Origin of the sequence: Streptococcus parasanguinis (assembly GCF_001069785.1) — a bacterium.
Lineage (GTDB): Bacteria > Bacillota > Bacilli > Lactobacillales > Streptococcaceae > Streptococcus > Streptococcus parasanguinis_T.
The window spans coordinates 1-4,397 of sequence record NZ_JVSR01000096.1; the positions used below are offsets into that span (position 1 = coordinate 1).

At 41.4% G+C, this 4,397-nt stretch carries 5 protein-coding genes; all 5 read left to right on the plus strand.

The genetic code is table 11. From position 1 onward, the window contains the following. Nucleotides 1-150 precede the first annotated feature (150 nt). Nucleotides 151-588, plus strand: coding sequence for a zinc-dependent MarR family transcriptional regulator (locus ADG03_RS08825; RefSeq protein WP_003004547.1), 438 nt, complete (start codon nt 151-153; stop codon nt 586-588). 1 nt (nt 589) lies between these two features. After that, nucleotides 590-1,294 (plus strand): metal ABC transporter ATP-binding protein, encoded by a 705-nt coding sequence (locus ADG03_RS08830; RefSeq protein ID WP_003013743.1) that lies wholly within the window; start codon nt 590-592, stop codon nt 1,292-1,294. Beyond that, a complete protein-coding gene (locus tag ADG03_RS08835; RefSeq protein WP_003009676.1) occupies nt 1,287-2,090 on the plus strand; it encodes a metal ABC transporter permease in 804 nt (267 codons plus the stop codon). The genes ADG03_RS08830 and ADG03_RS08835 overlap by 8 nt, the downstream gene beginning before the upstream one ends. A 2-nt stretch (nt 2,091-2,092) precedes the next feature. Next, nucleotides 2,093-3,598 carry a zinc ABC transporter substrate-binding protein AdcA gene (locus ADG03_RS08840; RefSeq protein WP_049472598.1) on the plus strand — a complete coding sequence of 502 codons (1,506 nt, stop codon included), beginning with the start codon at nt 2,093-2,095 and terminating at the stop codon, nt 3,596-3,598. A 138-nt stretch (nt 3,599-3,736) separates the two neighbouring features. Continuing rightward, nucleotides 3,737-4,294 (plus strand): DUF6287 domain-containing protein, encoded by a 558-nt coding sequence (locus ADG03_RS08845; protein ID WP_049472597.1) that lies wholly within the window; start codon nt 3,737-3,739, stop codon nt 4,292-4,294. Nucleotides 4,295-4,397: the final 103 nt, after the last annotated feature.

Consider the following 4,397-nt stretch of genomic DNA (forward strand, 5'->3'; position numbering starts at 1 on the left):
AATCCAGTGTCCGCAAGGACGTGCCGGTTCGACCCCGGCCGCCGGTATAGATTATAAAGGAGTTTTACTCCTTTTTTTGTTTTAATTTTTTCTTTTTTGTGATATAATTAACCGGTAAAGTTTCATTTAGTGAATTAGAAGGAGTCAATTTTGTCTGAAGTTGCAAATAAAATCGATCGATTTTTAAATTCTATTTTATTGTTATCAGAAAATCAGCATGAGATTTTAGTTGGTTCTTGTACAAGTGGTGTTTCATTAACTAACACTCAGGAACATATTTTGATGCTGGTTGCTGATGAAGCTCTAACCAATTCTGTCTTAGCTAAGAAATTGAATGTCAGTCAGGCGGCTATCACGAAGGCCGTGAAGCCCTTATTAAGTCAGGGCATGCTGGAGACTTATCGAGATGAAAATGATGCTCGGGTTCTCTATTATCGCTTAACTGAGATTGGTAAGCCTATTGCATTAGAGCATCAGCACCACCATCAGCATACTCTTCACACTTATGAGGATGTTTTGTCGAAGTTTACAAAGAATGAGCAAGGGGTCATTTCGCGGTTTTTAGATCTATTGGAAGAGGAGTTATAGTTTGAGGTATATTACGGTTTCGAATTTATCGTTTTATTATGATCGGGAACCGGTTTTAGAAGGGATCAATTACTACTTAGATAGTGGGGAGTTTGTGACTTTGACCGGTGAAAATGGTGCTGCTAAGTCAACCTTGATTAAGGCTAGTCTTGGGATTTTACAGCCCAAGGTGGGGACAGTTGAGATTTCAAAGACGAATGTTAAGGGAAAGAAGTTAAGGATTGCTTATTTGCCACAACAGATTGCTAGTTTTAATGCTGGATTTCCAAGTACGGTCTATGAATTTGTGAAGTCAGGTCGGTATCCTCGTAAAGGCTGGTTTCGAAAGTTGAATGAGCACGATGAAAAACATATTCTGAAGAGTTTAGAATCTGTTGGGATGCTGGAGTTCAAGGATCGGGCGATTGGTTCTTTGTCTGGTGGTCAGAAACAGCGGGCCGTCATTGCTCGGATGTTTGCTTCTGATCCGGATATCTTTGTTTTAGATGAACCGACAACAGGGATGGATGCGACGACAAAGAGTGATTTTTATGAGTTGATGCATCACAGTGCGCATCACCATCAAAAATCTGTTTTGATGATTACGCACGATCCAGAAGAGGTTAACCAATTTGCGGATCGGAATATTCATTTGGTTCGTGACCAGAGCTCTCCTTGGAGATGTTTTAACGTCCATGATACAGAAGGGGAGGGTGACCATGCTTGATTTATTCCAGTATGATTTTATGCAGCGGGCCTTGTTGGCTATGGTTGCCATGAGTCTTTTTTCTCCTGTGTTAGGGATTTTCTTGATTTTGAGACGGCAGAGTCTGATGAGTGATACGCTGAGTCACGTCTCTCTTGCGGGTGTCGCTTTTGGACTTTTTCTTGGGATCTCTCCGACGCTCTCGACTATGATCATTGTCATTATTGCTGCGGTCTTTCTTGAGTATTTGCGGACCTTATTTAAGGACTTTATGGAGATCGGGACGGCAATTTTAATGTCCACTGGTCTTGCCCTAGCTTTAGTACTGATGCGTGGTGGTGGGAAAAGCTCGATGAGCTTGGATCAGTATTTGTTTGGTTCTACCCTAACCATTACGGATGAACAGGTGATCGCCTTGTTTGTGATTGCTTTCGTTGTATTAGTGCTGACGGCCTTATTCTTGCGGCCTATGTATATTTTGACTTTTGATGAAGATACGGCCTTCGTAGATGGCCTTCCGGTCCGGACCATGTCCATTTTATTTAATGTGGTGACAGGGGTTGCTATCGCCTTAATGATTCCTGCAGCAGGATCGTTATTGGTTTCAACTATCATGGTCTTACCGGCTAGTATTGCGCTGAAATTAGGGAAGAACTTCCGTGGGGTCATGCTGATTGCGGTCATCATTGGCTTTATCGGGATGTTTAGTGGGTTGATTTTGTCTTATATTGCAGATACACCGGCGAGTGCCAGCATCACGCTTTTGTTTGTGGCACTGTTCTTGCTTGTGAATCTTGGATCACGTTTGAGGAAGTAAATATGAAATTTAAAAAAATAGGTTTAATGTTGTTGGTGGCTTTTGCCCTTATCTTGACTGCTTGTGGTAAAAGTCAGAGTCAAAATGGAAAATTAAAAGTGATGACCACTTTTTATCCTGTTTATGATTTTACAAAAAATATTGTCGGAGATGAAGGAACGGTAGACCTGCTCATTGGAGCGGGATCAGAGCCTCATGAATATGAATTGTCTGCTAAGGGGCGGGCTATGATTCAAGATTCGGATGTTTTCGTTTATGAGAATGAAAACATGGAAACGTGGGTTCCAAATCTTTTGAAATCCATGAAGGATAAGAAAACCAAAGTGATCGATGCTACCAAGGGTATGGTCTTGCTTCCTGGATTGGAAGAGGAACATGAACACGAAGGGGGCGAAGAACACCATCATGAATATGATCCTCACCTTTGGCTCTCTCCACATCGTGCCATGAAGATGGTAGAGTCGATTCGTGATCAGTTGGTCGCAGCTTATCCAGATAAGAAAAAGACGTTTGAGAAAAATGCCCAAGCCTATCTGAAGAAATTACAGGCTTTGGATCAAGCTTATCAGGATGGATTGAAAGATGCGAAGCAAAAGAATTTCGTGACCCAACACGCGGCTTTCCGTTACTTGGCCTTGGATTATGGATTAAACCAGGTGGCCATTTCAGGGATTTCACCTGATAGCGAGCCTTCTGCTGCACGATTGCGTGAATTGACAGAGTATATCAAGAAAAATGAGATCAAGGTCATTTACTTTGAGGAAAATGCTTCTAAGTCCTTGGCGAAAACCTTGTCTTCTGAAGCTGGTGTTGAGTTGGCTGTCTTAAATCCTTTGGAAAGCTTGACGGATCAAGAAATGAAAGATGGCGAAGACTACGTGTCTGTTATGAAGGAGAATCTGAAGGCGCTAGAGAAAACAACGTCACAAGCTGGTAAGGATATTCAACCGGAACATGAGGAAGATGCTAAGACGGTTCAAAAGGGCTATTTCGAGGATAGTCAAGTGAAGGATCGTAGCTTAGCAAATTATGTAGGTGATTGGAAATCCGTTTATCCATACTTGCAAGATGGAACCTTGGATCAGGTCTTTGATTATAAGGCAAAATTAAATCCAACTATGACGGCTGCTGAGTATAAGGAATATTATACTAAGGGTTACCAAACAGATATTGATCGGATTAAGATTGATAAGGATTCAATGGAGTTTTATCAAAAAGGATCTTCTAAGAAATATACCTATAAATACGTAGGTAAGCACATTTTGACTTATAAGAAGGGAAATCGTGGTGTTCGTTATCTATTTGAAGCCAAGGAGAGCGATGCGGGAGACTTCAAATATGTTCAATTTAGTGACCATGAAATTACTCCGGTAAAGGCAGCTCACTTCCACATTTTCCATGGAGGAAAGAGTCAAGAAGCGCTTTATGATGAGTTGGAAAATTGGCCAACTTATTATCCTTCGAACTTATCTGGTTTAGAAGTGGCACAGGAAATGCTGGCTCATTAAAAGTTGTATCAAAAGAGAGACTAGGACTGATTATCCCGGTCTCTTTTTGATTAAAAATGGGGAGTGAAGCTTGTCAAATGCTTGAAAATACGTTACAATGAAAGGGCTTTAAATTAAAAAATGTATGGGGAATTTTAAATGAAAAAAGTTGGTGCAATTCTTGTGAGTCTTCTCAGTGTGGTCCTGTTGGTAGCTTGTTCGCAGCAGAGGGTGAGTAAAAAATCACCGGCTTCTTCTAGTCAAACGACGACCTCTTCTGAAGTCAAAAAGACGGCTGCTTCTAGTTCGGAAGTGAAGGAGAAAGAAAAAAAAGAAGAGAAAAAAGAAGTGAAGAAAATGGATCTTGAAGCGATTGCCAATGGAGACTACAGCAGTATTGCTGGTATCTGGCAAGATGATAAGGGAAACAAGCTGGTCTTTAACGACAAAGGGTTGGTCTCACAAGAGTTAGAGGGCTATGGAGCTTCTTTGACGGATTATGGAACAGCATCAGAAGGCATTTATGGTGGTCGTGATGGAGGCTTCTTGTTGGAGTATATTCCTGCAGGAGTGACCATTGGTGATCAGGTCGATGATCAAGGACAAGTCGTCTTTAAAGATACATCAGATGCCTCTAAAAACCGCTTATGGTCTGGTGTTGGTATCGCTAGTTTTGGGGAACAAGGCTCGATCTACTATCATGTAGGAGATGAATAACAGAAAAAAGAGGCTGGGACAAAAGTCCTAGCCTCTCAATTATTTTTAGATTGTCGAGCAAGACGCAGTGGTTGAGTGGGCTCTACTACGCTGATTTCATCAG